We start from the raw sequence: 4,614 nt of genomic DNA, 5'->3' as shown, positions 1-4,614 counted from the left end.
GTCTTCTTCGGTGTACGCGCGGTCGGCCGCTCCGGCCTGCGCAGCCCCGTGGCGTTCCCCGCACCACAGCGCTGAGGCGCCGCAAGGGCAGCGAGAAAAGCCCCGAGGCCGGCATCGCGGCACAGTTGTACAGGAACGTGCCCGACAACTGGCTGCACTGGCCGAAGGTGGCCGGAAGCCCGACGAATCGTCAAGCTGGAATTCACCACCCGAACTCCGCTCCGGCCCGGCCTGAACACAGCAGCAACGGAGGCCGATGCCATGTCAGTCCCGCGAGTTCCCGTACTCATCGTCGAAGGCGCCTACACCGGGCTCACCACCGCTTTGAGCCTTGCCGCACGCGGTGTGCGCCCGCTGCTGGTGGAGCATCGGCCGAGTACGTCCACACTGCCGAAGGCATGGGGGCTCAACACGCGTTCTCAGGAACTGCTCAACACGCTGCCCGGCGTGGCACAGCGGATCCGCAGCGCCCTCGGGAACGCCCAGTGGCCCCTCATCAGCCACGGCACGTCCATAGCCGACCCCGAGCGACGCCACCTCGACCCGCTGGCCGGGCAGCCCGACCCGCAGGAGCTCTCGTCGGTGCCCGCCGCTGGCGTGGGTGTCCCAGGCCCAGGTCGAGGAGAGTCCTCCGCACGAGCGCCGAGGCCCAGCGGATCCTGTGCTTCACCCCGCCGCCGCGTAGGCGTTGGCGTTGGTGGCGGCGGGCACGGGGCAGCAGGGGCCAGCGGACGTAGGAGCGGAGCGTTCAACGCCGCAAGCCTTCAATGCCCCCGGCCAGTGGGCGATTTTGAGGGGCCGGGGGCGATGAGCGGACGCGTGCAGACGTTCAGCTGGTGGACGTCTCCGGCTGCTGCTCGGCGGGAGACTCTGCCGGGACGGCTGCGGTGTAGAAGACCGAGGAACCCTGCTTGGTGCGCTCGGCCCTGCCCTTGGCGACCAGTCCCTCCACCGTGGTGCGCACGACGGTGGCCTTGATATTCCGATCGGAGTGGGCCTTAGCGAGTGCGGTGGTAATTTCAGCTGCGGAGCGCGGTTCGCTCTGCCTGGCGAGGTGGTCGCTGATCAGCTCCACCAACGTCGGGCCAGCAGGCACGGCCGGCTTCTCCGCAGCGGCCTTGGACGGCTTCTTGGCCGCTTTCTCTTTGGTGCCGGTGGCTGTGGCGCTCTCCGTTCGGGCCGCGCCGGACTTGCGCGCGCCGGCCCGTGGGGCAGGCACTTGCCTCTTGCGGGACGAAGCCTTCTTGGTGACACCCGCAGATGTCTCGGAAGAGCCAAGTGCCTCCTGCACGCTCATCAACACCGCGCAGTCGCTCTCCAGCGCTCGCAACTGCTCCTGTAGCGCCGCCACCTCAGCTCCGATGCGTTGCTGTTCCTTGCGGTTCGTTTCCAGGTCCGCGGCTACACGGGCGGCGTAGTCGGCCTGGACTCCGCTGACTACCGGCTGAACATCTGACACAACAGTGGACCTTTCGTCAGTACAGGTGGGCCTGCGAGCCGCGGTGTGCTTGCCACTGAGCACTCATCATGAGCACGCCCTGCGAACGCACTCTGATGGCTGGCCGCCCCGGGACAGCAGTAACCCATGTGCGGTGGTGAAGCGTACGCGCTTATGACAGCAGGCAGGTACACAAGCACGCAGCCTCATCCTCATTTGGGTGCCGATCCTTTCGAGGGATGATCGGCCCGGTCTCACGGTTGCCTTGCCGAGTACCGAGTTAAGAGGCGGCCGCGTCGTGGCAGTGCACAAGCCAAGCCTGCTGCCTCTCCCCACTGGCACCGACAAGCCTGTGGGCGTCGGTGTATTCGCCCGCGAATCGTTCAGCGGCGCTGGCATCGGCGATGCACAAGGGTAGAAGTTTCCGTTGTCCTCATGGGTGGTGTAGAAGCCTCGCGGTGTAGATCCACCCTGTCCCGGGCAGGAGCGCATTCGTGGATCTGGTGCCGACGGGGATGGTCGACTTCTCAGGAATCATGCTGCCTCCCCGACCGGCGCGTTCCGTTACTGTAGGAGTTCCACGCGTTGCGGTGAACCGTGGAGTCCGCCTGAAGCAGGGGGCTGCCGGGCGGATCTCACAGTTCGTCGCGAGTCACCCTCCTCCGGGGCCGGATAGCCCACTCCTCAGATAGCCCACTCGCCGGATAGCTGCGAAGATCGCTACACCCCCAGACCTGCCGCCTTTCCGGAAATGGTCAAGGCAGGCCGATGCCCGCACCACATATGGCGAATATCGTGGCACGCGTGACGAGGGTCAGCACAGCTTCCGGTAGGGGACTTCGGGGAGAAACCTGTTCCAAGCGGCTGGGGACAGCGAAGCCCCGGCGCGTGCGCACACCGTGTCGACGGCTCGGTCCGGGTCGATGTCGTACTTCTGCCACGGCACGTGTTCACCTGCGGCGTACAGTGTGCCGCCGTCCGGGCTGAAGGCCAGGGACAGGATGCGGTCGCCTGGAGTGGGCAGGGCGGGGCCGAGGGGTTGCTGGGAGGTCATGTCCCACAGCCGCAGGGTGCCCTGATTCCCGGCGACGGCGAGGGTGGTGCCGTCCGGGGAGAAGGCCATCGCGGTTGCTTCCTCGGGTTCCCCGGGTGTGGCACGGAAAAGGGTGCCGGGCAGTGTGCCCAGCGGTGTACGCAGGGTGCCGTCCCACAGGGATACCGTCCCCCAGTTCTTCGCCGCGGCGATCCGGCGCGAGTCCGGGCCGAACGCGAACAGGCAGACATCGCACTGCCCGAGTTCGGTGGGCAAGATTTTGCCGTCGGACACCCTGATCAGGGCACCGGTGTCCGTCAGGAGCTTCGTGCCGTCAGCGCTGAGTACGCCGATGCTACGGACCCGCACGTTGCCATTGCCACGATCCGGCTCGTGCAGGGTCCGCAGCAGCTTTCCGCTGCGGGTGTCCCAGACCTTGACTCCGCTGTCCCCATCGGTGGTCAGCGCCTTCCGGCCGTCCGGGCTGAGGGCAACCGCGTTGAAACCCACGTCCGCGTTTGCGGGGGTGAGGGTTGTGACCAGCCGGTTCCTCCTCGTATCCCACACGCGGATCCGGTGTGCGCCGTACGGCGACTTGTCGAGGCCATAGGCGAAGCGGTCCCCGTCGCCGCTCAGTGACATCAGCGGGATCGAGCCGTCCTCCTTGGGTGAGGCGGACGGCGCCGGCCTGGGAATCTCCGTTATGGTCTTGCCGCTGCGGTCGAGCAGGGTGAAGCGGTCCGCTCGGGCCCCCTTCCGGGCCAGGGCCAGTGTGCTGCCGTCCGCGCTGAACGTGGCGTTCTTGACGGTTTGCGCACGCCAGGACGAGGTGATGGACCGGCCCAGATCGAGTGTATGTACGACGGGTTGGGCGCCGACCCCTCTGACCACGTAGCGGATCGCACGGGACCTCATGTCGATTCGGACCTCGCCGGGGTACTCGTACTCGTCGGCCAGCGCGTGGCGGAAGACCGGGGCCTGCGGCCGGTCAAGGCGCCAGAGCAGGATCTCGTTCCTGCCCGCGCCCGCCACGAACTTCCCGTCGTCGCTGAAGAAATACTGCTCCGGGGACGTCTGGCGGAGCCTGGGCAGTTCCTTCCCTGAAGAGAGCCGCCAGCGCCGCAACCCCTGCCCATCCCCCACCGCCAGGCTTCGTCCGTCGGGGGAGAACTGTATGCCGTACAGAGCCCGGCAAGGCACTTTCGTGATCCAGTCAGCAACCGATCGGCGGTTCTGGCGCATGTTCCACAACTCGGCCCGACCGTTCTTGCCGCACTGAGCCAGCAGGCGGCCGTCCGCGCTGACGTCCACCGCCTCCGCCAGGACGGCATCCAAGGCGGAACTCTTGAACAGCTGCCGGCCGGTGCGCGTGTCCCACACCTCTACGCCGCTGTCGCCGAAGCTGCTGTCGTCGAAGCTGAAGTACATCGCCCGCCCGCTCCTGCTGAACCCCTTGGAGGACGAGGTTGCGGAACGGGAAGGGCCGAAGGCGGAGCCGCGGTACCGTCCGGCCCGGATGTCCCACAGCCGCACCCGCATGCCGTGGCCCGTGCGGATGGCGAGCACCGCCCCGTCGGGGCTGTGTTCGACACTGGCGCCTACCCATGGGTCCGTGTGACGCGGCAACGCACGGTAGGTGCCGGTCACCCGGCCCGTCTCCGCGTTCCACACCGTGATACGCCTCTTGTCGATGCGGGTGAGGGTGCGACCACCGCCGCTCAGGAACTGCTGGACGTAGGAGTCGGAGGCCGGCGGCTCGAACCTCGCCCGCTCCCGCTGCTCCAAGGCGCCCAGCAGCGCCGACTTCGTCTCCGGCGTATGGCCAAGGCTCCAGGCCGCGACGCTGAGTTGGAGCGCCAGCCTGGGGTCGGAGGAGCGTAACCCGTTCGCCACGGCGGCTGCCCTGCGCGCGGCGGCCAGTTCCTGCTGCCGGTCGCTCTGCCGCGTCTGCTGCCAGGCGATGACGCCTGCCACGAGGGCGAGCACGACCACAGCGGACAGCGAACCGATCAGCGTACGCAGCCGGCGTGCGGCCCGGGTCGCCGCCCGCCGCTCCTGATCGCGTGCTGCGGCACTTGCGGTGAGGAAGTCCGTCTCCAACACGGTGAGGGCGCAGTTGTGCGCGGGCCGGGCGAAGGTCTCC

At 67.9% G+C, this 4,614-nt stretch carries 2 protein-coding genes and 1 pseudogene; 1 reads left to right on the top strand and 2 read right to left on the bottom strand.

Features of this window, described 5'->3' with window-relative positions:
* Positions 1 to 261: 261 nt before the first annotated feature.
* Positions 262 to 456: pseudogene (locus ACWDVB_RS40130) on the top strand (FAD-dependent monooxygenase); the annotation flags it as partial.
* Positions 457 to 829: 373 nt separating this feature from the next.
* Here the strand turns inward: ACWDVB_RS40130 and ACWDVB_RS40125 are convergent.
* Both ACWDVB_RS40125 and ACWDVB_RS40120 read right to left on the bottom strand, forming a co-directional pair.
* Positions 830 to 1,459 carry a hypothetical protein gene (locus tag ACWDVB_RS40125; RefSeq protein WP_451519933.1) on the bottom strand — a complete coding sequence of 210 codons (630 nt, stop codon included), beginning with the start codon at positions 1,457 to 1,459 and terminating at the stop codon, positions 830 to 832.
* Positions 1,460 to 2,252: 793 nt separating this feature from the next.
* A partial coding sequence (locus ACWDVB_RS40120) for a WD40 repeat domain-containing protein (RefSeq protein ID WP_451612062.1) occupies positions 2,253 to 4,614 on the bottom strand: 2,362 nt, incomplete at its 5' end.

The organism is Streptomyces sp. NPDC003379 (assembly GCF_053589195.1).
The sequence above is the reverse complement of the archived record's forward strand: the minus strand, read 5'-3'. Positions and strand labels throughout refer to the sequence as shown.